This window comes from Amycolatopsis ultiminotia, from assembly GCF_039536925.1.
Classification (GTDB): domain Bacteria; phylum Actinomycetota; class Actinomycetes; order Mycobacteriales; family Pseudonocardiaceae; genus Amycolatopsis; species Amycolatopsis ultiminotia.
Map to the genome: position 1 here is coordinate 595504 of NZ_BAAAZN010000001.1, position 22298 is coordinate 617801.

Here is a 22298-nt window from a genome sequence, read left to right on the forward strand (position 1 = left end):
GCACCGCGTCCTCCTCAGGTCAGACATCGAAGATCCGACCCCGGTCAGACTCGGGAAGGTACCCCTGCGCGGGACCGTGTGGCGATGACGACAGTGCATGGGCCGGAGAGGCCATCGAGGCACCCCGCATCCGATCTTCGGGCGGTCGCCGTCTTCGCCGTGGCCGTGGTGCTGGGCGGAGTGGGTGGCTTCGCCCTCACCGAACTGCTCGGAGTCGGTGAACTGCGCTGGGGCGAAACCGAACTCTCGGCCATCGCCTCGACCGTCGGCTCGCTGGCGGTGGGGCTGGTCGCCGGCCGGGTGCTGCTGGGTGGTACCGGTCCGGCGATGAGGGTGCACGCGCCGGGGCCCGTCACCGGCTGGCCGGGATCCCGTTTCGGTGCGGCCGCGCTCATCCTGGCGCCCCTGCTGTTGCTGGCCGGGGAGGCCGTCCGGTCGGGATACGACTACTTCTACCCCGCGCAACTCGCGGCCATGGCCGGCGCGCCGGGAATCATCCTCACCTCCTACGCCCTCTACACCGCCGGCCTGGTCCTGCTGATTCCCGCTTTCCTCGCGCTGACCGGACTGATCGGCCGGGAGCGACCCGGCTGGGCCTTCTGGGGAGCGACCGTCGCCGTCGTGGGCAGTACGGTGCGCATCTTCCAGGACGGCATCAGCTTCCTGTCCCTGCAGCTGGTACACGTGCAAGGGCTGGAGACCGCGACGGCGGCGGTGAGCAAGACCTACCAGTCCTGGTACGTACTGCAGACGCTCGACGGCAGCGACAACCTCGCGTGGGCGGTGCTCGCGATCGGCGCGTACCGGGCCAGGGTGCTCGGCTGGGTGCCCGCACTCGGCGTGGCGTTCATGCTGACCCACTACAGCGGAGTGTTGAAGGGCACGGACTTCAGTACCTTCAGCGGCGCGGTGCTCCTCGCCGCCGTGTTCGTCCCCCTCGGCGTCAGCCTGTGGCGGCGCGCCGAACCCGTGTCCCGCAAGGTGTGGTGGGGCGGTGTCGCTTCGGTGGTCTTGCTGGCCGCGCAGTACCTGGTCACCGCACTGAACGGGTTCCGGAGCTGGGGATGAGTTCCGGCCCGGTCCGGCAGCGGCCGAAGCCGACAGCTCCCCGGTGCGGCGAATACGGCGCGTGGCGACGTGGTCGTGGTGACGGTCGGCTACCGGCTCGGGGTGTTCGGTTTCTTCGGCCGTCCCGGGCCGGCGGCGTTCGGACCGAGCGACCAGCGGGCCGCGATGGTCCGGGTGCGCCGCAACGTGTCCGCCTTCGGCGGGGATCCGGGCAGTGTCACCGTCCCAGGATGGTTGAACGGACAATCAAAAGCGAGTACTAGTGGCAGCAGGGTCGGCCCGGCCCGTTCACTGCTCCGGGGAGTCTTCATGCGCATAGGTTTCAGCCTTCCGTTGTTCGGCAAAGCGGCGGCCGAGCCTGGTGGGATCGCGCGGTACGCGCGCGCGGCCGAGAAGGAAGGGGCGGCCGGTCTTTGGGTGGGTGACCGGCTGCTGTCGCCGGTGGACCCGGTGGTGTCCTATCCGGGCACCGACACGATGCCGGAGGAGTTCGCGCTCGCCCAGGACCCGTTCGCCGCACTGGCCGTGGCCGCGGCGGTGACCGAGACCGCGATCCTCGGGTCCAGCACGATCAACGCCACCCAGTACCAGCCCGCGAATTTCGCCCGCATGCTGACCACGCTCGACGTGGCCTCCGGCGGCAGGCTGCTGCCCGGCCTCGGCATCGGCTGGTCACCCGACGAGTACGCGGCCGTCGGCGTTCCGATGGCCGAGCGCGGCAAGCGGCTGGACGACGTGCTCGACCTGCTCGAGCAGTGGTGGACCGACGACGTGGTGTCCCACACCGGCGTCGGCTACACGATCGCGGAGAGCCACGTCCGGCTCAAGCCGGTGCGCAAACCGCCGGTGCACCTGGCCGGGTTCGGCGAGAAGGCCCTGCAGCGGGTCGCCCGGCGGGCGGACGGCTGGCTGCCGGTCTATTCGGTGCCCGAACAGGTCCCGGCGGACGTGCTCACCTCGACGCTGGCCAAGATCCGGTCCGGCGCCGAGGAGGCCGGTCGCGATCCGGGTGCGCTCGGCGTGGCGCTGCGGGTCAACGTGGCCGCGGGCACGAAGCCGGAGGCCATCGCCGAGGCGGTGGCGAAGATCGTCCCGGTCCTCGAACCGGACCACACCTTCGTGGACCTCGGCTACCTGACCGGCAGCGTGGACGAGCACCTCGACCTCACCGGTCGCCTGCTGGAGCTGATCGGACGGGGCTGACCCGCCGCGAACCGGGCCGTCGGCCGGTCCGCCGGGTGGATCGGGAGCACGGCACCCGCCTCCCGATCCACCCCGACAAGACAGTTCGTCTCGTGCAGATCGCGAAGGCACCGGTGCAGATGTTCCCTTCGTGCAAGGTGGTCGTGCACGAGCTGGCGAGGCCGGCGATCCACAATGCACACAGCGGTCGGCGATCCCACCACGACGCTCGGCCGACCCGGACGTGCCGAAGGCTGTGTCGAAGCACCGGCAGTCGTGCCACGGCGGACCTGAGAGGTGGGGATGACGGAATTTCACGACCGCTACGGGCTGACCGCGGTGATCAACGCTCGGGGGACGTTCACCCCGCTGGGAGTATCGCGGAGCACCGGCGAGGTCGCCTCGGCGACCGCCGGGGCGCTGTCCGGGTTCTTCGTGCTGGAAGAGCTGAAGGACCTCGCCGCGCGCACCATCGCCGAAGTGACCGGTGCGGAATCGGGTGCCGTCGTGCACTGCACGTCGGCGGCGGTGACGTTGGCGGTCGCGGCGTCGATGACCGGGGTTTCGGACTCCCGGATCGCCGCGCTGCCGGACTCCGCGGGGATGCCCGGCACCGTCGTCCTCCCGGCGGGACATGCGGTCGACTACGGGCATCCGATCGTGCAGGACATCCGCCTTGCCGGGGCGACGCCGGACCTGGCCGGATCGGAGACCGCGTGCTCGCTCGCGGATCTGCAGGAGAGGGTGGCACTTCCCGGTGTGGCGTGCCTGCTGCTCGTGTCCTCGCGGCTGGCCAGGGGCGAGGACATCCCGATCGAGGGCGCGGTGGCGATGGCGCACCGGCACGGGGTACCGGTGATCATCGACGGTGCGGCACAGGATTTCCGGATCGGGCAGCTGCTCGGCACCGGTGCCGAGCTCGTGCTCGTCAGCGGCCAGAAATACCTGGGTTCCCCGACCGCCGGACTGGTGCTCGGCCGCGCCGCGCCGGTCCAGGCGGTCCGCGCGCAGGAGAAGGGGATCGGCCGGGCGATGAAGCCGAGCAAGGAGGCGATCCTCGGGGTGGTCGCGGCGTTGCGGGCACGGCAGGGGACAGACCGGGACGAGTGGGCCCGGCAGCAGCGGGACAAGGTCGCCCGGTTCGTCGAACGGGCAGGCGGGCTCGCCGGTGTGCACGCCGAACTGGTGCCCGATCCGACCGGCCTGCCGTTCCCGCGGGCACGCCTCGGCGTCGATCCCGCTTCGGCGGGGCTGACCGCGACCGCGCTGGCCAAGGCGCTGCAAACCGGTTCTCCGCCGATCTGGGCGATGACCCAGGACCAGGAACGAGGGAATCTGACCTTCGAACTCGTGCCGTTGACCGGGGACGAGATCGACACGATCCTGCGCAGACTCGCCGACGTACTTGCGAAATAGCAGCAGGCCTCGCCGGGTGCAACGTCTTTTCGCGACCGGACTGACCGGTTTCCTCGCCGCTTCCGCATTCTGCGGACCGCGTGCCTACCGCAGCGCCCTCGCGATCGGCGAAGCACGTCTGACCGCCGCGTTGCCTGCTGGGTCTTGACCCCGGACGTCACTGCCCGGGATCCAGCAATGCGGACAGGGCTTCCGGGGCGGCCGCTGCCCCGGTGAGCGGACGCCAGCGCGCGCCGGCCTGCCGGGCGAACTGTTCGGCCTGTTCGCAGTCCTCATCCGGTGCCAGTACCACCAGTTCCGCACACCTTCGGGCGGCGGGTACGGGATCCTCCTCGTCGGTCGCGCGGCAGTCGGACAGCAGGACGACCACCTTCCGGGCGGCGCGGGAGGAGGCGAGCTGGTCCTGGGCGGCACGCAGCGCGGACGCCAGCGCGGTCACGCCGTGGCCGCGCAACTGCAGTACCGCCTCCACCACGTCGGCCCTGGATCGGGCCGAGCGCAGCGGACGGATCACTTCGGCCTTCCGCGCGAACGCGACGACGGCGTGCTCGCCGGGCGCTCGCCAGGCGCATGCGGCGGCGGTGAGGGCGGCGGCCGTCAACCGGGCACCGGTCATCGAACCGCTGGTGTCCACCACCACGCACAACGCGAGTTCCGGACGGGACCAGTGCCGGGCGACGAGTTCGTCCGCCCGCGGGACCCGCTTCGCCGCAGCGGCGTCGGCCAGTGCCGGAAGTGACGCGTCGAGGTCGAGTTCGCCGCCGGTTTCCGCCGGCCGGGGCCGCAGTTTCCCGATTCCCCGGCCGCGGGCCACGCCCCGCCGGGCGAGCTCGAGCACGAGCCTGCGTGCCAGCGCCCGTGCCGTGCTGCGCAGGCGTTCGTCGGTCGCCGAACTCATCTCGACCAGCATCGTCATCGCCTCGTCCGGGTTTTCCCGGAACACCGCGGCGAAGGCGTCCTCGTCCAGTACGCCCACCTCGGGGGAGACCTCCGGGAAACGGCTGTGCCGCCCGAGTTCCGAACGGGACGTGCTGCGACGGCCAGGACTCGGCCGCGGCCGTTTCCCCGGAGCGCCCGCCGGCGGCGGGCTCAGGCTCCCCCCGTGGCATCACCTCCCGGTTCGTCGCCCGCCTGCGGATCGGCCGGCCGCGGTTGCGGTCCGAACACCGCGACGTACAGCTCGTCGACGACCGATTCCGGAGTGCGGCCGCAGGATTCGTGCAGGCTGATCCGGCCGGAGAGACCGACCATCGCCGCGTCGTGCCCGATCCGCCAGTCGGTGGGCTCGCCGCCGCGGATCCGTGCGAGGGAGGTGGCGACCCGCACGAGGTCGATGGCCCCGCGCACCGACGAGCCGATCCGGATGTCGGCGTGCTCGCGCGTGCGGCGCACGAGATCGACGACGCCGGTCCGCCACCGGCCGGGCACCTGCGTGCTCCGGCGGGCGACGATGGCGGCTTCCTCGTCCTCGCTCTGGTAGCCCATCACGATCCGGCACACCCGGTCGTAGACCGCGGCCGAGATCCGGGCCGTGCCCACCGCGTCGAACGGGTTCATCGCGGCCACCAGCCGGAATCCCGGCGCCGCCTGCACCCGGCCCAGCCGGGGGACGTGCAGCTCGCCCTCGGACATCACGGTGACCAGGACGTTCAGCGTCTCCTCGGGGATCCGGTTGACCTCCTCGACGTAGAGCAGCCCGCCCTCCCGGAGCGCCTCGATCAGCGGACCGTCCACAAAGGTCTCCGGAACGTACCCCCTCGCCAGCACCTGGGACGGGTCGAACTGCCCGGTCAGCCGGGCAGGCGTCAGCTCCGCGTTGCCCTCCACGAAGACGAACGGGACCTTGCCGCTGTGCGCGATCGTCCGCAGCAGGGTGGTCTTCCCGGTTCCGGGCGGGCCTTCGAGTACGACATGCGCCCCGCAGTCGAGTCCGGCCAGCAGCAGTTCGATCTCGCGGGTGCGGCCGACCAGATCACCGGACAGTGCGTTCAGCGCGGGCCAGGGGCCGGGGCCGCCCGGCCCCGGCACCGCGTGCAGACCGCTCATCCGGCGTCGTGGACCAGCACGCCGCGGACGTTCCGGCCGGAGAGGAGGTCGTCGTAACCCTGGTTGACCTCGTCGAGGGTGTAGGTCCTGGTGATGATCTCGTCGAGTTTGAGGTCACCGCTGCGGTAGAGCCCGAGGATCTTGGGGATGTCCGCGGTCGGGTTGCAGTCGCCGAACAACGATCCCTTCACCGTCTTCTTGAACAGTGTCAGGATCGAGCCGGGCAGCTGGACGTTGTTCACCGCAAGCTTGTTCAGCCCGGTCAGCACGATCGTGCCGCCCTTCCCGGTGGCGTTGAACGCACCGGTGACGATGTCCTCGGAAACGATGCCCGCGGTGACGATCGTCTTGTCCGCGCCGTTGCCGTTGGTGAACGACTGTGCCAGTTCGGCAGCCTCCTCCGGGGTGGCCACGGCGTGCGTCGCACCGAGCTCCATCGCCTTCTCCCGCTTGTTCTCCAGCGGGTCGAGCGCGATCACGTTCTTCGCGCCGGCGTAGCGCGCACCCTGCACCGCGTTGATGCCGATACCGCCGACCCCGGACACGATCACCGTCTCGCCCGGCTTGACGTCGGCCGCGTTCACCGCCGAGCCCCATCCGGTCGGCACCCCGCACCCGACGAGCACCGCCTTGTCCAGCGGCAGATCGTCGTCGACCTTCACCACCGAGTTCTGGTGGATCGTCGAGTACTGGCTGAACGTGCCGAGCATGCACATCGCGCCGTACTCCTTGACCGGGCCGGGCCCGGAGAAGGGGAACCGGTCACCGGGGAGGTAACCCTCCAGGATCGTGGCGCCCATATCGCAGATCGCCTGCTGACCGGAGGCACACCAGCGGCACACCCCGCAGTTCGGGATGAACGAGCAGACGACGTGGTCGCCCGGCTTGACCCGGGTGACCCCGGGACCGACCTCCTCGATGATCCCGGCGCCCTCGTGCCCGAGCACCATCGGCAGCCGGGCTTCCAGGTCGCCGTGCGCGATGTGCACGTCGGAATGGCAGAGGCCGGCGTGGGTGTAGCGGATGAGCACCTCGCCCTCGCGGGGCCCGTCGAGGTCCAGTTCGACGAGTTCGATCGGCTTGTCGACTTCGTAGACGACTGCTGCCTTGGTCTTCACGGGTGAACTCCCTTGTTCTGCGGGTGCGATCAGAGCGCGATGTTGACGGCCTTGGTCTGGGTGTAGAGCTCCAGTGCCGATGCGCCCAGCTCCCGGCCCCAGCCGGACTGTTTGTAGCCACCGAAGGGCATCGCCGTGTCGAAGCCGTTGTACTGGTTGACCCACACCGAACCGGCTTTCAGCTGTCGCGCGGTGCGATGCGCCTTCGACAGGTCACGGGTCCACACGCCCGCGGCGAGGCCGTACTCGCTGTCGTTGGCGGCGGCGGCCACCCCGGTCTCGGCGTTGAACGGCTGCGCGACCACGACCGGACCGAAGATCTCCTCCCGGACGATGCTGAACTCCGGTTTCACGTCCACGAAAACGGTCGGCTCGATGAAGTACCCCTCGTCGCCCCACCGCTTGCCGCCGGTGAGCGCGCGGGCGCCGTCGGCGATGCCCTCGCGCAGGTAGCGCGACACCCGGTCGAACTGCTCCTGCGACACCATCGGCCCCAGCTGTGTTTCGGGATCGAGGCCGGGTCCGATCTTGACCTGGCTCGCCGCGTCCGCAACGGCCCGGGTGAACTCGTCGAAGATCTTGTCCTCCACGAACAACCGGGTTCCCGCGACACAGCACTGGCCGTGGTTGAACATCCACGCGTTGACCGAACCGGGGACGGCGAGGTCGAAATCGGCGTCGGCGAACACCACGTTCGGGCTCTTGCCGCCGAGTTCGAGCGAGACCTTCTTCAGGTTTCCCTTCGCCGCCTCGACGATCTTCTTGCCGACCTCGGTCGAACCGGTGAAGGCGACCTTGTCCACGTCCTCGTGCGCGGCGAGGGCGGCACCGGCATCGCCGAACCCGGTGACGATGTTGACCACGCCCGGCGGGAAACCCGCCTCCTCGAACAGCTCACCGAGCAGCAGCGCGGTCAGCGGCGTCTGTTCGGCGGGCTTGAGCACCACGGTGTTGCCTGCCGCGAGTGCCGGTGCGATCTTGAACGCGGCCATCAGCAGGGGGAAGTTCCAGGGCACGATCTGCCCGCAGACGCCGACCGGTTCCCGCAGCGTGTACGCGTGGAACTGCCCGCCGGGGACGAAGGGCATGGACACGTTGACCGTGCTGCCCTCGATCTTCGTCGCCCAGCCCGCGTAGTAGCGGAAGATGTCGGCCGACCAGCCGGTGTCCACCGCGGTGGCGATGCCGGCCGATTTCCCGTTGTCCAGTGCTTCGAGCTGGCCGAAGATCTCCGCGCGTTCGGAGAGCAGGTCGCCGATCCGCCAGATCAGCCGCTCGCGCTCGTTGGGCTTCATCGAGGCCCACGGGCCCTCCTCGAACGCCTTGCGGGCAGCGGCCACCGCCCGGATGACGTCCTCGGCCTCGCCGTGCGCGACTTCGGTGATCTTGTCGCCGTTCGCGGGATCGTAGGTCGGGAACGTCCGGCCGGACGCGGCCGGCACCCACTGGCCGCCGATCAGCAGATCACGGGGCGTGGACACGAACTCCCGGACCGCCGTGTGCAGGGGGAACTCCACCGTTGCAGTCACCTGGCGCCTCCTCACTTCGTTGTGGCGGAGGTCATCGTCACCCGGCGGGCGCGGGCCGGGGTGTTACATATCTGGACAGTCCTCGGTGACCTCGAGGGTGCGCATCCGGCGGTAGAGCGTGGTCCGGCTGACGCCGAGGGCCCGCGCAGCGCGCAGCTTGTTCCCGCCGTGGGAGCGCAGTGCTTGCACGATCGCGTTGCGCTCGGCGAGGTCACGGCTGCCGAGCCGGCGGGTTCGCCCGCTGGAGCGGTAGCCCGGTGGAAGGTGCTTGAGATCGATGACCCCGGTGCACGGCAGCCGCGCCACGTCGCGCAGGACCGCGCGGAGCTCGTGCAGGTTGCCGGGCCATGGGTGGGCCCGCAACGCGGCGAGCGCGGCGCCGGTGAACCGCGGCCGCCGGCCCGGTTGTTCGACGTCCAGCATCGTGGCGGCCAGCGCGGGCAGCTCGTCCAGCCGTTCGCGAAGCGGCTTCAGTGAGACTGTCTGCTCACAGCGCGCGACGACGGCGGTCACTTCGGCCGATGCTTGATCGGCCGGGCAGGTAGTGATCACCATCCGCGCGGAAACCCCGTGGTCGAGTGCATTGGCCACGGTGGTGAGCAGCTGCGGGGGAAAGCAGTGCAGATCGTCGAGTACGACGGTGGTCCCGGCGCGTTCGACCAGCCGCGCGAATTCACCGGCCCACTGCGGTGCGTCCGCGCGCAGCGCGGACGCGGCGTCGAGTACCACGACCTCGCCGGCCCCGGCGCTCGCCCTTGCCCTGCTCGAACGTCCGCTTCCGGGTTCTCCCGTGATGACGGCCGAGCGCCACGGCTCGTCTTTCCGGCCGGTGCCGCCCCCGGTGCGGGTGTCCCGTTCGGTGCGCGCGACGTGGAAGACCGCGCCGGAGGGAGCGCCGGGCACGCGTTCGGCGGTGACCGAGACCGTGACCCCCTCGCCGACGTCGATGACCGTGCGGAACTCGCCTCGCTCCGGCAGCTGCGGCAGGAGCATCCGCAGGATGGCCGGATCCGCGGGGCTGAGCTGGTCGGTGCAGATCTTGTTGGCGAAGACCACGTCGCCGCCCAGCACCGCGACCGGTACCGAGCGGTGCCGGGTCGCCTCCTGGAAGGCGAGGAACAGCCGTCGTTCCGAGGCCCGCGCGCCTTCCACGATCAGCTGCTCGATGTCCTGGACCGCGCGGCTCACCAGCGGGCCGAACAGCGGATTGCCGTCGCTGCTGACCCCGCTGATGTCGAGCACGCCTTCGACGCGCCCGGTCAGCGGATGCCGGATCGGATGGCCGTAGCAGCTGAACCGCTTCAACGCCTCGGCGTAGTGCTCGTCGCCGTGGATCCGGACGGCGCGGCCCGATTCGTACGGCGTGCCGAGTGCGTTGGTCCCGACCGTGCCCTCGCCGAATCCGGAGCCCTGGAACGCGCCGACGTCCTCGATCTGGCGACGGATGTGGTGATCGCCGAACCAGCGGTAGACCAGCCGGCAGTCGCGATCGGCGAGCAGGACGCAGAACCGGGTTCCCCCGAGGTGCCCGGTGAGCTGGTCGAGCACCGGCCGGGCGGCGGACATCAACCGGCTGCGCGCGTCGACGTCGACGACGGAGATCGCGCTGGTGTCCAGGTGCGGCGTCACCCCGAACAGCCGGGACCGGCGCCAGGAGTCGGCAATCTCCTGGCGCAGCACAGGTTCTCCGCCGGATGACACCTGACTGAGCGGCACTGCTCCTCCAGGGGTGGAACGTCTGCAGAAACGTTCCGACTGACTGTACCGCCGTCAACGGTGAACCTCCAGTGTGCTCACCCGCCTGCGGCAACGGTGGCGGCGGCCGCCTTGGGCACCACGGACGGGCCTGCGCTGCGACGGATCTGCACTCGCCGCCGGTCTCGGCCGCGCCCGGGATCAAGTCCGCAATGGACGGTCCGTGTCGCCGAACGTCCCGGCATTCCCCGAACGTCCCGGCGTTCAGGGAATGCCGGGACCGGGCGACGTCACCGGTCCTGCGCCCGTGCCGAGGTCGCTGCCGGGTGCATGGCGAGGGCTTGGCGGATGAGCGGCATGCCCTCCAGCAGTGCCGTGACTCCGGGCCGCTGCGAGGCGTGCGCGGAATGCACGAAGCGGATGTCCACTGTCCAGTCCCGCAGGGGCAGCGGCAAAGCCCGTAACTGTCCATTGTGGAGTAATGCGGCAGCGGCGAAGCGGGGTACGACCGCGACGTAGCCGTTCGTGGCGGCGAGGTGGACAGCGGTCATCGGCAGGCCGATGGTGTGCACGGGCCGATCGGCCGGGCGGCGGGGGTGCTCGAAGACCGTCGCGAGGGATTCCGCAGCCGGTCCCCAGCGGTAGACCAGCACCGAACTGTCGGTGAGGTCGTCGAATCGCAGCCGGGTGCGTCCGGCCAGCCGGTGACCGGGGTGGCAGACGGCGACGATCCCGGATTTCCCGATCCGCACCGAGCGGACGTCGCCGTCGGGCGGATTGGCCAGCAGGAAACCGGCGTGCGCGGTGCCGTCCCTGAGGTGCCGGAGCACCTCGTCGCTGTGCGCGACCTGGCAGTGCACGGCGATCGGCCGTTCGGCGAGGACGCTCAGCGCGGGCGGGAAGACCGACGAGCCGAGGCTGGCGGGCGCGGCCAGGACCAGCCGCTGCGAGTGCTCGGTGCCCAGATCGGCGACGGCTTCGTCGAGCAGCCGCAGGCATCGCCGTGCGTAGTCGGCGAACTGCTCGCCCGCCGAGGTCAGGACGCTCCCGCGAGCCCCTCGTTCGAACAGCGATATGCCGAGCCTGCGTTCCAGTGCGGCGAGCCTGGTACTCACCGACGGGCCGCTGAGCTGCAGGTCCGCCGCTGCGGCGGCGAAGCTGCCCAGCCGGGCGGCCGCGGCGAACACCTGGAGGTCAACGGTCTCGATCGGGGGAGGAGCCATAGGCAGAGCTTAAGGCCAGCCGCAGCGACATTCTCTCTACCGGAGCACTCGCCACTGCCCGACAGTGGAGCGATGGACCCAGCGCAGAGCACTTCGGACGCAGGCGGCGACGATGCCGCGACGGTCTCGGCCGCCGACGACGGGCGGTTGAAGCGCGCACTGGGCACCCCTTCGCTCGCGATGCTCACGTTCTCGAGCGTGATCGGCTCCGGCTGGCTGCTCTCTCCCTACACGGTGGCGAAGGCTGCGGGTCCCGCGGCTCTGCTGACCTGGGTGATCGGTGGCGCGGCGACGTTGCTGGTGTGCCTGGTGTTCATCGATCTGGCGTTCCGCAACCCGATGTCCGGCGGGAATGTGCGCTGGCCGCGGATGGCCGCCGGACCGCTGGTCGGGACCGCGGTCAGCTGGGCGGTGCTGCTGCAGGCGGTGTTCGCCGGGCCGAGCGAATCGACCGCGGTGGCGCAGTACCTCGGCCGGTGGCTGCCGGGGCTGATCACGCAGGAAGCACTGAGCTGGCGTGGCCGGCTGTTCGCCGCCGCCCTGCTGCTCCTGTTCTGCAGCGCCAGTTTCTTCGGCGTCGTGTTCATCACCCGGTTGAACAACGTGGTCACCGCGGTCAAGCTCGTCGTCCCCGCGGCCACGGTGATCCTATTGCTCTCGAGCGGATTCGACACCGGCAACTACACCGTCGGCGGCGGGTTCGCGCCGTACGGGGTGTCCGCGGCACTGACCGCGGTGGTCGGTGGTGGCGTCGTCTATGCGTTCACCGGGATCAACGGCGCCGCGGTGATGTCCGGCGAGGCACGCGATCCGCGCAAGTCCGTGCCACGGGCGACCCTGATCGTGCTGGCCGGTTCGCTGCTGCTCTACCTCGGGCTGCAGGCCGCGATGATCTACTCGCCGCCGAGCGGTCTGCTGAATTCCGGCTGGCACGGGCTGAACCTGACGTCCCCGCTGGCCCAGCTGGCCGGGTTGCTCGGGCTGGGCTGGCTTTCGACCGTGCTGATCGCCGACGCGGTGTTCTCCCCGTCCGGCAGTATGCTGATGGGCACCTCGATCAAGGCCCGCTACACCTACGGGGCCGCGCAGAACGGGCTGCTGCCCCGCTTGTTCACCCGGGTCAACCGGCGCTGGGGCGTGCCGTGGATCGCGCTGTCGTTCAACGCGCTCGTCGGCGTGGTGGTGATCCTCGGTTTCGGCAGCTGGGAGTCGATCGTCAGCTCGATCAGCTTCTTCTACGGGCTGAGCTACGCGGTCGTCTCGGTCGCGGCCACGGTGCTGCACCGCACCGAAACCGGCCGCGGCTGGCTCGGCCGGTGGTCGATCCCGGTGGGCGCGGCGTCGTTCGTGCTGTCCGGGCTGATCCTCTACTGGTCGGGCTGGCCGAAGGTGCGGATCGCGGTGCCGTTGCTGCTGATCGGCTTCGTGATCTACTCGGTCCGGCACTTCGTCCGCGGGGCGCGCGAGACGGTCCCGCTGCGGCAGGGTTCCTGGCTGCTCGGGTGGGTCCTGCTCGTCGGCGCGCTGTCGGCGTTCGGGTCCTTCCAGGGCACCGGGGCGATCGCGGCGCCCTACGACACCGTCGTGGCCGGCGTGCTCAGCGCGGTCGCGTGGTGGGCCGCGCACCGGTCCGGCGTCCGCTACCGGCTCGGCTCCGCCGGTGGGTCCACTGTGGATTCCCCGGCGCGGCAGGCGGTTCGCGCCGGCTGACACTGCACCATCCCGAAGCGAAAGCACGAGGAGAGAGAACAGATGACGGACACGCGCTACGCCGGGTTCGAGTGGGACGTGGCGAAGTCCCGGCAGCGCCGCACGAAACGGTGGTCGGTCTACGGTCCGGAGGTAGTCGATCTGACCGTCGCCGAGATGGACCTGCCGATCGCCGAACCGATCATGGCCGCACTGCGTGACGCGCTCGAGCGGCAGACCGTCGGCTACCCGATCCCGGGACCGCAGTCGGGTTTGCCGGAGACCGCCGCGAAGTGGCTGACCGAAGTCCACGGGCTGCCGGTCGACGCCGGTGCGGTCCGCTTGCTGCCGGAGTTGATGAAGGGCATCACCAACGCGGTCCGCGAGTTCACCCCGGCGGGTGCGGCAGTCGTCGTGCCCACCCCGACCTACCGCAGTTTCTTCGGCGCGGTCGAACTCGCCGGCCGCAGTGCGGTCGAGGTTCCGATGCTCCGCGACGCCGACGGTTACCACCTCGACTGCGAACGCATCGACGAGGCGTTGGCGGCCGGTGCGGGCAGCGTTCTGCTGTGCCATCCGGCGAACCCGGTCGGCAGGCTCTTCCGGCCGTCCGAACTGCAGCAGCTCGCGGCGGTCGTGGACCGGCACGGTGCACGGGTGATCAGCGACGAGATCCACGCGCCGTTGCGCTACCAAAGGGATTTCGTGCCCTACGCGGCGGTCGGCGAGATCGCGCGCCGGCACGCGGTCACCTTGTTCAGTGCCACCAAGGCGTGGAACATCCCCGGTCTGCGCTGCGGGTTCGCCGCGCTGACGAACCCGGTGGACGTCGAGCGCTGGGACCGGCTCCCGGGCGCGGCCACCGGCGGGATCAGTCCACTCGGGATGGTCGCATCGGCCGCCGCGTTCGAGTACGGCGGTTCGTGGCTGGAGCGCGCGATCGAGGCGCTCGCGGGGAATCGGGCGCTGCTCGAACGCCGGTTCGCCGAGGCCGGCCTCGCCGAGGTCTACGCGCCGAGCGAAGCAACCTACCTGGCGTGGCTCGATCTGCGCCGGCTCGGCGCCGCAGACCCGGCCGCGATCCTGCGCGAGAAGACCGGAGTCGCCACCACTGCGGGGCCGGAACACGGCAGTGCCGGTGCGGGCTTCGCCCGGCTCAACTTCGCCACCCCGCCGGATGTCCTGGACGACGCGGTATCACGCATCATCGACTTCGTCCGGACGGCGGGGTAGTGCAGCCGTCAGCGTGCGGGTGAGCGGAGCGGCGGTCCGGTGATGAGTTCCAGCGCCGCCGCCCGCCCTTCGGCGAGGGAGCGAAGTCCTTCGGTGGCAGTGGTCTGCACTTGGCCGGGCGTGGCCGCTTCGGGTCCGAGCAGCGCGGTTACCGCGGCGGCCAGGACCTGCTCCGGTGCGGTGGATTCGAGCCGTGCCCGGCCGTGCACGGTGGTGATCAGGAATCCGGTGATGAGGGACTGCAGTGCGAGGGCCTGGTCGGCGAGCGGCCAGTCGGTCCTGGCGAGGTTCTGGCGACGCCAGATGGGCAGCACGTCGTACATCATCGCGTCCGGTCCGAGGGTATCGAGCAGTTTCGCCGAACGGGGATCGTCGGCGAGCGCACCGAGCAGCCCGGCGGCGTCACTGGTGCGCAGCGCGTTGACGTAGGGATGCCTGGCCGCCGTGCGCAGCATGTGCGGCAGCAGCCGGGAGGGGCGGGCGAGGCCGGGATCGGCGGTGACCGCCTCGGTGACGTCGTCGGCGAGTGCGAGGAAATCGCGGCAGATCAGCCCGAGCAGCAGGTCTTCCTTGGTCCTCCAGTACAGGTAGACCGTGCCCTTGCCGATGTGCGCCCTGGCGGCGACGTCGGCGATGGTCACCCCCTTGCTGCCGCGGCCGAGCAGCAGCTCGCTCGCGGCGGCGAGGATGCGCGCCGCCTTGGGTGAGCCGTGTTCAGGAAGCTCCGGCAATGCCGGCCCTCCCTTCTGGCACGGTGTCCGGCAGTGCAGTGTCCACGATATCGGCATTCTTGAACCGGATGACGGCACCGAAGCGCAGTATTCTCCGCACCAGCCGCTCGCCGAGCTTGGTCTTGCTCAGGGCCGGCAGGAGCCGCCGCAGCCGGATTTCCGTCCGGGTGTCGGCCATGAACACCTTGCGGTCGGCGAACGCGCCTTCCTGGTAGCGCTCGATGTAGGGGCGCAGCACCCGTTCCCACTCGGTGAGCGCGGTTTCGAGGTCGTCGTGGCGTTCGAGCATCGTGCCGAGCAGGTCCGCGCCGGTCAGTCCGGAGGACACCCCCATCCCCGCATAAAGCGTGACGCACCACGCGGAGTCACCGACCAGTACGACGCGCCCGCGGTGCCAGCCCGGCATGCGCACCTGCTCGACCGAATCGAACAACGGCGCCTCGGCCGTGTCGAGGTGGTCGAGGACGTCGCCGAGTGTGGTGCCCAGTGGCTGCGGGCCGAACGCGGCCCGGATGCGCTGCGCCGGCGGCTCGGTGAACTCCGCGTCGACATCGTCGGTGCGGTAGGTCAGCATAACGGTCGGGTTGTGGTCGGCGAACGCGAAGACCCACATCGAGCGGCCCGGTTCGAGCATCGTCGCGCCCTGTCCCGGCGCGAGACCGGCAGGCGTGCCGGAGTATTCGAACGCGGAGACCAGGTAGCCGAGCCGGTGCAGATGCTTCTCGTGCGGCCCGAACACCAGCGACCGGACGGTCGAGCGCAGGCCGTCCGCACCGACGACGAGGTCGAACCGTTCGGTGACCGAGCGGCCGGAGCCGGTGTTGCGCAGGGTCACGTCGACACCGTCGGCGTCCTGCTCGATGGCGGTGGGCACGGTCGAATACCGGATGTCCAGTCCGTCCGGCAGCGCCGCATAGGCAGCCTGTTCCGCGTCGCCGCGCAGCATCACCCACGGGTTTCCCGGCAGTTCGCCGGTCGCGCTGCCCGGCCGGGCGCGCCCGCTGCGATCGAGGTTCACCGGCGGCTCGGGGGAGCGGCGGTCGTGGAGTGCGCCGTCGATGCCCAGCCGCCGCGCCGCGGCCTTGCCCGCGCCGAACAGCACGACGAAGTAGCCGCCCGTCCGCCGCCCGGAAGCCCGTTCGACCAGCACGGGCGTCCAGCCCGCGGCGTGCAGCCGGGCCGCCACCGCGATCCCGCTGACCCCCATCCCGACGACAAGTACCCGTCCTGCCTTGGTATCCGTCATGCTTCAACCATACTGACCGGATTGGTCATTTGGTCAGTCCGCGGCGCGGCGCACTGTGGTCGCACCGTCGTGCGGTGGCGGATTCGCCAAGGAATTCCGGGCGGCAGCGCCGGAACCCGCAATCGGCCGGAGGTATCCCAGTCCGTTCTCACGCTGGGTTTCGGCATCGAATTCACTAATGGGCCGGATGGGTGAAGGGAAATTGCGGCCGGTTACCGAGCTGCCGTGCCGGCCGGAATGCCGGCGCCCCGGGGCTGTCCCGCCGAGTCGGTTGACAGCTCGGGCAGGACAACTTCACTATCAAGCTCCTGTCGAAGTGTTCCAGTACTTGAAGGGTGTACACATACGTGAACAGGACAGAGAGATTCACGAATCCGCGGGGAAGATTCCGGCGGGGCTTGGCGCTCGTCTGCGTCGTTGCCACTGCGGTGCCCTTGAGTGTCACGTCCGGGACGGCTTCGGCGAGCGCCGAGACGTCCGAGGTTTCGGGTGCGACGGTGCAGGTGCAGCCGGACGGCAGCTATTCGGTGGACACGCACGCGCCGGACTACCACTTCGCCGGTTCGGTCGGCGCGGCGGTGAGCAACATCGAGAACACCACCGGCCAGGACGGCGTCGGCGCCTACCATGACCTCAGTTTCGACTACACCGTCGACGGGATCGGCCGCACCAGCGGCATCCGCAGCTACGACCAGAGCCCGGTCGTGCTGTTCAGCACCACCTACCGGCAGGCTTCACCGAACACCGCCGCGTTCCCGGCGCTGTCGAGTGTGCCTTCGTTGCCGAACAACCAGAGCTACAGCGGTTGTTTCGGCAAGCACACGTTCAACGGCGCGGTCAACGAGGTGTTCGGGCCGTACCTGGCGTTCGACAACGCCGGTGGCGGCTATCTGGTCTCGCCCGCGACGAACTTCTCGACGGCGGTCACCACGGCCGCCGACGGCAGGCTGACCAGCGGGACCTCGTCGAAGATCGGCAGCCTCAACGCCGGGTTCACCCAGCGCACCGTGCTGGCGTTCGGCAGCGACGTGAACGACATCTACCGCAACTGGGGCAACACCCTCACCGGGCTGTCCGGCAAGAAGCGGCCCGATCAGGACGCCACGAACACCCTCGCCAAGCTCGGCTACTGGACCGACAACGGCGCCAAGTACTACTACAAATACGACGAGAACCTCGGCTACGAGGGCACCCTGAAAGCGGTGCGCGAGCACTGGAAGGAAAAGGGCCTTCCGGTCGGCAACATGCAGCTGGACAGCTGGTTCTACCCCAAGGGACCCGATTCGGACTGGCGCGCGGTCGAGGCGGGTGCTTCCCGCTACGAGGCGGACAAGACCCTGTTCCCGAACGGGCTCGAGGACTTCCAGCAGAACGTCGGGCTCCCGATGATCACGCACGGGCGGTGGATCGACCCGTCGAGCCCGTACCACCAGGAGTACCGGATGTCCGGCAACGTGGTCACCGACCCGGCCTACTGGAACGACCGGATGAGCTACCTGAAGCAGAACGGGGTCCAGACCTACGAACAGGACTGGCTCTGCTCGCACGCGCAGCCCGACTTCACCCTGCACGACCGGGACGCCTACCTCGGCAACATGGCCAAGGCCGCGGCGGCGAACGGGATGGACATCCAGTACTGCATGCCGCTCGTGCAGGACTTCCTGCAGAGCACGCTCTACAACGAGGTCACCAACACCCGCGTCGCCGACGACCGGTTCGAGCGGACCAAGTGGGACCGGCTCCTCTACACCTCGCGCCTTGCCAACGCGGTCGGCACCTGGCCGTTCGCCGACGTGGCGATGAGTTACGAGACGCGGAACCTGGTGCTGCAGAACCTCACCGCGGGCCCGGTCGGGGTCGGCGACAAGATCGGTGAGGAGAACGCGGACAACCTGCACCGGGTCGCCACCGCGGACGGCACGATCGTCAAACCGGACACCCCGCTCGTCGCGGACACCGCCACCTACGTCCGGGATGCCGGCGGCGCGAAGGCCCCGATGGTCGCCACGACCGGCAGCAAGCACGGTTCGATGGCCGCGGGCTACGTCTACGAGTACGCGCGCAACTCCCCGGACACCAAGCCGGACACCGTGTACGAAGCGGAGACGGCGAAGCTGTCCGGTCCGGTGGCGAGCAAGGAGCACGGCGGCTACACCGGCACCGGGTACGCCGACTTCCAGCACGACAGCGGCGATTCCGTCGAGTGGACCGTCGACGTGCCCAAGGACGGCACCTACACCCTGGAATTCCGCTTCGCCAACGGCACCGCAGGCGACCGGCCGACCGGGGACGATCGTCCGCTCGCGGTCTCGGTCGACGGCGGGACCGCCGCCACCCAGGCGTTCATGCCCACTGCGAATTGGGATTCCTGGGAGAAGCAGCCGGTCGTGGTCCCGCTGAGCGCGGGGAAGCACACCGTACGTGCCGCGGCGACCGGGCACGACGGCCCGAACATCGACAACCTCGGTGTCAGCGCCGGAGTCAAGGGCGACGAGCCCGCGTCGTTCCGTCCCGCTGATGTCGGCGTGGCCGGGCAGGCGTACGTGTACGACTACTTCGCCGGCACCGGCAGCCTGGTCGACGCGGGCGGCACCCACACCGCCGGCGTCACGCGTGACGGCTCGTTCCTGCAGGTGGTGCCGGTGGGCAAGTCCGGGATCGGTTTCCTCGGCGACGCGGGCAAGTTCGTCTCGCTGGGCAAACAGCGCATCACCGAGCTGTCCGACGATGGCACGGTGCACGCGTCCGTCGCGTTCACTCCCGGGGACGGTGCGGTCACCCTGCACGGGTACGCCCCGTCCACGGTGTCGGTGACCGCGGACGGCGGACAGGCAGGCCAGGTCGGCTACGACCCGGCAACGCACCTGTTCTCCGTGACGATCACCCCGGACCAGGGCAGTTCGCTGGCGAAGGTGGCCATCGCCGGTAACTGACCGAGAACCCGGAAAAGGCCGGCCGTGGACCACCACGGCCGGCCTTTTCCGGTGCTTTTCCCGAGCGGACAGGGGTGGCATTCCGGGGGACTATCGGGCACATTCCGTGCCCGGCGGAACCACATTCGCAGAATCGTCGAAAGGCGCCCGGGACCGGTTCGCCGTCGCCGCTGGTGTTCGCGGCCAGTGCCCGGCCACCCGGATGGCCGAATCGGGCCCTGCGGCTGGAGCCGGCGCGGACTCTCGGTCCGGGAACGCCGATGCGTGCGGTGATCGCGCGTTCCGCACCGGCGCCGAGTAGTTCGTGCACGACAGGGCAGCTGCCGGTTCGGGTCGGGTTTTTGCGCAGCGCAGCCGGGAAGTCCCACGTGGACGAACGCCGGTCGACACCTTTCGCTGTCTCAAGATGAGACAGCTCGCCTCTGCCCGCGCCGTCCGTCCCACCCTATGTTCCGTTCGAGTCACGCGAGCACAAAGGAGTCATCGCATGGGCAAGAACGTCATCGTCACGGGCGCGGCACGGGGGATCGGGAAGGCGATCGCACTGCGGCTGGCCGCGGACGGGCACGATGTCGCGGTCAACGACATCGCGGCCAACCGCGACGAGGTCGAGGCCGTCGCGCAGGAGATCCGTGCTGCCGGGCGGCGTTCCGCTGCGCTGATCGCGGATGTGTCGGACGAGGATGCGGTCAACGGCCTGGTGGCCGAGACCGCGAACGCGCTGGGTTCCCTCGACGTCATGATCGCGAACGCGGGCATTGCCCAGGTGCGGCCGCTGCTGGAGGTGAGCGTGGCGGACTGGGACCGGATGATGGCGGTCAACCTCCGCGGTACGTTCCTGTCTTACCAGGCCGCCGCGGAACACATGATCAAGCAGGGCAACGGGGGCAAGATCATCGGTGCGGCGTCGATCGTGGCCTACCGGCCGTTCGCGCTGCTCGGGCCCTATTCGGCGTCGAAATGGGCGGTGCGCGGGCTGACGCAGGCCGCGGCGATGGAATGGGCCAAGTACGGCATCACCGTCAACGCCTACTGCCCCGGCATCGTCGGTACCGCGATGTGGGAGCTGATCGACGAGAAGCTGGCGGAGTCCGAAGGACTCCGGAAGGGCCAGGCGATCGCGAAGTATTCCGACCTGATCCACCTGGGCCGGGTCTCCGTGCCGGAGGACGTGGCGAGCTACGTTTCCTACCTCGCCTCTCCCGATTCGGACTACATGACCGGGCAGTCGGTGATGATCGACGGCGGCATCCAGTTCTCCTGACGCGGTAGGCCCCCGGATTCCCCTTGCCCTTCGGCCGGTGCAGGGGGACTCCGGGTGCCGGTAGCACTCTCGGTGCGCCCGATAAATGGGTGGCCGGGTGCGGCAAGGTGTTCTACCTTGCGGAAGAACGTCCCCGGACATAGGAGAAGGCTGTTGCTCTTCTGAGGTCATCAGACGACCTGCGCGTTCTTCGCAGGTCGTGCGCCCGCGTTTTCGTGCGCCGTCCGGTGTCCTGAGGAGCAGCCCATGTCTATGTCCACACCCGCGGCCGCGGTCGTCTGTTCCGGTCTTTCGTTCGCGTGGCCGGACGGGACTGCGGTGTTCGACGACCTTTCGCTGGCGATCGGGCCGGGGCGGACCGGGCTGATCGGGGTCAACGGTTCCGGCAAGTCGACGCTGTTGCGGCTGATCGCCGGGGAACTCACTCCTGCCGCCGGTTCGGTCACGATCTCCGGCGAGCTGGCATACCTGCCGCAGAACGTTGCACTCGATCCGCGGCTGCGGGTCGAGCAGGCGCTCGGGATCGCGCCGGTCCGGCGTGCGCTCAAGGCGATCGAAGCGGGCGAGGCGACCGAGGAGAACTTCGCGCTGGTCGGCGACGACTGGGACATCGAGCAGCGGTCGAGGGCCGAGCTGGACCGGCTCGGCCTCGAGCGGGTGTCGCCGGAGCAGCGGATCGGGGAGCTTTCCGGCGGGGAGTCGGTGTTGCTCTGCCTGGCGGCCCGGCTCGTCGGCCGCCCGGACGTGCTGCTGCTGGACGAACCGACCAACAACCTCGATCCGGCTGCCCGGCAACGGTTTTACCAGGCGGTCGGCGCGTGGGGTTCGACGATGGTGATCGTCAGCCACGACCGTGCGCTGCTCGAGCTCGTCGATCAGGTCGCCGACCTGCGATCGGGCGGGATGCGGTGGTACGGCGGCACGTTCTCCGCCTATCAGGAGGCACTCGCGGTCGAGCAGGAGGCGGCCGAGCGGAGGGTGCGGGTGGCCGAATCCGACCTCCGGCGGCAGCAGCGGGAGCTGGCCGAGGCCAGGGTCAAGCTCGACCGGCGGACCCGGACCGGGCAGAAGGCGTTCGAGAACAAGCGGCGGCCCAAAGCCGTGATGATGAACCGCAAGCAGCAGGCCGAGGTGAGCGCGGGGAAGCTCCGGACCATGCACGTGGAAAAGGTCGAGGAGGCGAAGAACCGGCTCGACGAAGCGGAGGAGGCGGTGCGCGCGGACGGCGAGATCCGGGTCGAGCTGCCCGAAACCTCGGTACCGGCCGGGCGGACCGTGCTCACGATGTCGTCGGTCGAGCTGGTGCACGGGGCCCGCGCCGAGCTGGACGTCCGTGGACCGGAACGGATCGCGCTGGTCGGCGGCAACGGTGCGGGCAAGAGCACGCTGCTGCGCACCATCGCCGGTGAGCTGCAGCCGGTGTCCGGCGAGGTGCAGGTCGCGGTCGGGATGCGGTATCTGCCCCAGCAGCTGGACCTGCTCGACGAGTCGGCGTCGGTGGTGCGCAACGTCGCGCGTTTCGCGCCGGGGGCAACGGAGAACACGATCCGCGCGCGGCTGGCGAGGTTCCTGTTCCGTGGCCGGCGTGCCGACCAGGAGGTCGGGACGCTCTCCGGTGGCGAACGGTTCCGCGCGACGCTCGCGGCCCTGCTGCTGGCCGAACCGCCGCCGCAGCTGTTCCTGCTCGACGAGCCGACCAACAACCTCGACCTGGCCAGCCTCCGGCAGCTCTCGGCGGCACTGAAGTCCTATCGGGGCGCGCTGATCGTGGTCAGCCACGACCTGTCGTTCCTGCGGGAGCTGGGCCTGACCCGGTGGCTGCGGCTGGACGGCGAACTGACCGGCATCGATCCGCTCTGACCGGCCGGCCCCTTCTCGGGTCGGCGGGGAATTTGCCGCGCTGTCACCGGGATCCGGTGCGCCCG

16 protein-coding genes and 1 pseudogene are annotated in these 22298 nt (G+C 69.9%); 9 read left to right on the forward strand and 8 right to left on the reverse strand.

Annotated elements, in window-relative coordinates; all coding sequences use genetic code 11:
* Positions 1–84: 84 nt before the first annotated feature.
* The 4 genes and pseudogenes from ABD793_RS02760 to ABD793_RS02770 all read left to right on the forward strand — a co-directional run bounded on the left by ABD793_RS02760 (position 85) and on the right by ABD793_RS02770 (position 3666).
* Positions 85–1068: a hypothetical protein gene (locus tag ABD793_RS02760; RefSeq protein WP_344854895.1), complete on the forward strand. Its 984-nt coding sequence runs from the start codon at positions 85–87 to the stop codon at positions 1066–1068.
* A 48-nt stretch (positions 1069–1116) separates the two neighbouring features.
* A pseudogene (locus ABD793_RS42590) lies at positions 1117–1299 on the forward strand (carboxylesterase family protein); the annotation flags it as partial.
* A gap of 78 nt (positions 1300–1377) precedes the next feature.
* Positions 1378–2271: a TIGR03619 family F420-dependent LLM class oxidoreductase gene (locus tag ABD793_RS02765; protein WP_344854897.1), complete on the forward strand. Its 894-nt coding sequence runs from the start codon at positions 1378–1380 to the stop codon at positions 2269–2271.
* 282 nt (positions 2272–2553) lie between these two features.
* Positions 2554–3666, forward strand: coding sequence for an aminotransferase class V-fold PLP-dependent enzyme (locus tag ABD793_RS02770; RefSeq protein ID WP_344854900.1), 1113 nt, complete (start codon positions 2554–2556; stop codon positions 3664–3666).
* Between the two features lie 157 nt (positions 3667–3823).
* Here the strand turns inward: ABD793_RS02770 and ABD793_RS02775 are convergent, their stop codons facing one another.
* The 6 genes from ABD793_RS02775 to ABD793_RS02800 form a co-directional block, all read right to left on the reverse strand.
* Complete coding sequence (locus tag ABD793_RS02775) at positions 3824–4642, reverse strand: vWA domain-containing protein (protein WP_344854903.1); 819 nt, start codon at positions 4640–4642, stop codon at positions 3824–3826.
* Between the two features lie 113 nt (positions 4643–4755).
* Entirely contained in the window at positions 4756–5712 is a 957-nt protein-coding gene (locus tag ABD793_RS02780) for an AAA family ATPase (protein ID WP_344854905.1), read from the reverse strand.
* A complete protein-coding gene (locus ABD793_RS02785; RefSeq protein WP_344854907.1) occupies positions 5709–6830 on the reverse strand; it encodes an NDMA-dependent alcohol dehydrogenase in 1122 nt (373 codons plus the stop codon). Before ABD793_RS02785 ends, ABD793_RS02780 begins: the two co-directional genes overlap by 4 nt.
* A gap of 29 nt (positions 6831–6859) precedes the next feature.
* Positions 6860–8359, reverse strand: coding sequence for an aldehyde dehydrogenase family protein (locus ABD793_RS02790; RefSeq protein WP_344854909.1), 1500 nt, complete (start codon positions 8357–8359; stop codon positions 6860–6862).
* A 63-nt stretch (positions 8360–8422) separates the two neighbouring features.
* Complete coding sequence (locus ABD793_RS02795) at positions 8423–10039, reverse strand: sigma-54-dependent Fis family transcriptional regulator (RefSeq protein ID WP_344854911.1); 1617 nt, start codon at positions 10037–10039, stop codon at positions 8423–8425.
* A 305-nt stretch (positions 10040–10344) separates the two neighbouring features.
* Positions 10345–11277, reverse strand: a complete 933-nt coding sequence (locus tag ABD793_RS02800; RefSeq protein ID WP_344854913.1) for a LysR family transcriptional regulator — start codon at positions 11275–11277, stop codon at positions 10345–10347.
* 72 nt (positions 11278–11349) lie between these two features.
* Between ABD793_RS02800 and ABD793_RS02805 the strand changes: the two genes are divergently transcribed.
* Complete coding sequence (locus tag ABD793_RS02805) at positions 11350–12987, forward strand: APC family permease (protein WP_344854915.1); 1638 nt, start codon at positions 11350–11352, stop codon at positions 12985–12987.
* Between the two features lie 42 nt (positions 12988–13029).
* Entirely contained in the window at positions 13030–14199 is a 1170-nt protein-coding gene (locus ABD793_RS02810; RefSeq protein ID WP_344854917.1) for a MalY/PatB family protein, read from the forward strand.
* 8 nt (positions 14200–14207) lie between these two features.
* Here ABD793_RS02810 and ABD793_RS02815 read toward each other — a convergent pair whose 3' ends face one another.
* Positions 14208–14930, reverse strand: coding sequence for a TetR/AcrR family transcriptional regulator (locus tag ABD793_RS02815; protein ID WP_344854919.1), 723 nt, complete (start codon positions 14928–14930; stop codon positions 14208–14210).
* Entirely contained in the window at positions 14914–16176 is a 1263-nt protein-coding gene (locus ABD793_RS02820; protein ID WP_344854921.1) for an FAD-dependent monooxygenase, read from the reverse strand. The genes ABD793_RS02815 and ABD793_RS02820 overlap by 17 nt, the downstream gene beginning before the upstream one ends.
* A gap of 434 nt (positions 16177–16610) precedes the next feature.
* Between ABD793_RS02820 and ABD793_RS02825 the strand changes: the two genes are divergently transcribed.
* From ABD793_RS02825 to ABD793_RS02835, 3 genes are all read left to right on the forward strand, one after another.
* A complete protein-coding gene (locus tag ABD793_RS02825; RefSeq protein ID WP_344854923.1) occupies positions 16611–19109 on the forward strand; it encodes a carbohydrate-binding protein in 2499 nt (832 codons plus the stop codon).
* 487 nt (positions 19110–19596) lie between these two features.
* Entirely contained in the window at positions 19597–20373 is a 777-nt protein-coding gene (locus ABD793_RS02830; protein ID WP_344854925.1) for an SDR family NAD(P)-dependent oxidoreductase, read from the forward strand.
* Between the two features lie 246 nt (positions 20374–20619).
* A complete protein-coding gene (locus ABD793_RS02835) occupies positions 20620–22233 on the forward strand; it encodes an ABC-F family ATP-binding cassette domain-containing protein (protein ID WP_344854927.1) in 1614 nt (537 codons plus the stop codon).
* Positions 22234–22298: the final 65 nt, after the last annotated feature.